The organism is Streptomyces sp. LS1784 (assembly GCF_020103755.1).
Classification (GTDB): Bacteria; Actinomycetota; Actinomycetes; order Streptomycetales; family Streptomycetaceae; genus Kitasatospora.
This window is the reverse complement of the sequence record NZ_JAHSQD010001039.1, coordinates 1-1,447: the sequence shown is the minus strand read 5'-3', so window position 1 is coordinate 1,447 and position 1,447 is coordinate 1. Positions and strand designations below refer to the sequence as shown.

Below are 1,447 nucleotides of genomic sequence, written 5' to 3'. Positions count from 1 at the left end.
GCCCGCCTGCACACCGCCCGCCGCCGGCGCGCCGCCGGCCTCACCGCACCGCCGGCCGCCGACAGCGCGATCCGCGCCGGGGCACTGGCCGTCCTCACCCTCGCCACCGCCTACACCCTCAACCAGGACCGCGGCCTGCCACTGTCCCTGGTCGTCCTGCTCGGCGCCGTCCTCGCCACCGACTTCGTCCTGCGCCGCACCCGCTACGGGCGGCAGGTCTTCGCCGTCGGCGGCGGCGTCGAAGCCGCCCGGCGCGCCGGTGTCAACGTCGCCCGGGTACGGATCTCCGTCTTCGTGCTCTCCGCGTTCCTGGCCGGCCTCGGCGGCCTTTTCTATGCCTCCCAGCAGGGCTCCGCCGACAAGCAACTGGGCAGCGGCAACGTGCTGATGAGCGCGATCGCCGCGGCCGTCATCGGCGGCACCAGCCTCTTCGGCGGCCGCGGCAAGACCTGGTCGGCGCTGCTGGGCATCCTCGTCATCCAGTCCATCACCACCGGCCTGGACATGGTCCACGCCGCCCAGGCCATCCAGTACATGATCACCGGCGCGGTCCTGCTCGCCGCCGTCGTCCTCGACTCCCTCACCCGCCGCACCCGCAGCAGCGGCCGCGGGTAGGGACGTTTCGGCCCGGCGCCCCCGCCCCGCCCCGTCGCACCGCGGGCGGGGCGCCGGGGCCTTCGGTGCGCACCGGGCCGCCCGGGTCAGGAGAAGCCGATCTCCAGCCAGGGGCTCATCATGATCCCGGTCGCGCCGCGCGGCTCCCTTCCCAGCTCCGCCTGGGCGGCCTGCAGGTTCTGGCCCGGCCCCTGCCAGAACGTGTACGGCCCGCCACTGACCTCGGGAGGGTTGACTTCCTCCCCGCGCTAAGCCCCGGGGATTCCGGCCGTACGTGCCGCGTGGGAACTTCGCCCCATGCGTGCGCGCGTCGCCGGTGGTTGGCGCTTCACGGACCGCCTCGTGGCGAGGTCTCCACGCCCTGACACCGCATGCCCTGCGGCGTTGAGGATGTTCTTCGCGGCGTTCACGTCGGCATGGTCCCCGTGCCCGCAGGCCGTGCACCCGAAGACCGCTTGGCTCTCACGGCTCTTCGGATCCACATGCCCGCAGGCGTTGCAGGTCTGCGACGTGTACGCGGGATTCACCAGCACCACACGGGTGCCGGTGGAACGCGCAGCGTTGCGCAGCGCGCGTTCGAGCAGGTGCCAGCCCTTGTCGAGGATGGCCCGGTTGAGTCCGGCCTTGGCCCGGACGCCCCGGCCGGGTTGCTCGACGGTGCCCCGTGCCGAGGTGGTCATGTTCCTCGTGCGGAGGTCTTCCAGCGCCACTACCGCGTTCGCGGTGGTCAGTGCGTGGGCGGTCTGGGCGCAGAAGTCCGCACGGCGGTGGCGGACCCGGCCGGTGATCGTATTGATCTTCGCCAGCACGGCCCGACGGCGGTTGCTGCCGC

General features: G+C 73.0%; 1 protein-coding gene and 1 pseudogene. One reads left to right on the top strand and one right to left on the bottom strand.

Translation table 11 applies throughout. The annotated features are described in order from the left end of the window. Nucleotides 1-615, top strand: a pseudogene (locus tag KS423_RS45430) (sugar ABC transporter permease); the annotation flags it as partial. 248 nt (nt 616-863) lie between these two features. Here KS423_RS45430 and KS423_RS45425 read toward each other — a convergent pair. Continuing rightward, a partial coding sequence (locus KS423_RS45425; protein ID WP_224285509.1) for an RNA-guided endonuclease TnpB family protein occupies nt 864-1,447 on the bottom strand: 584 nt, incomplete at its 5' end.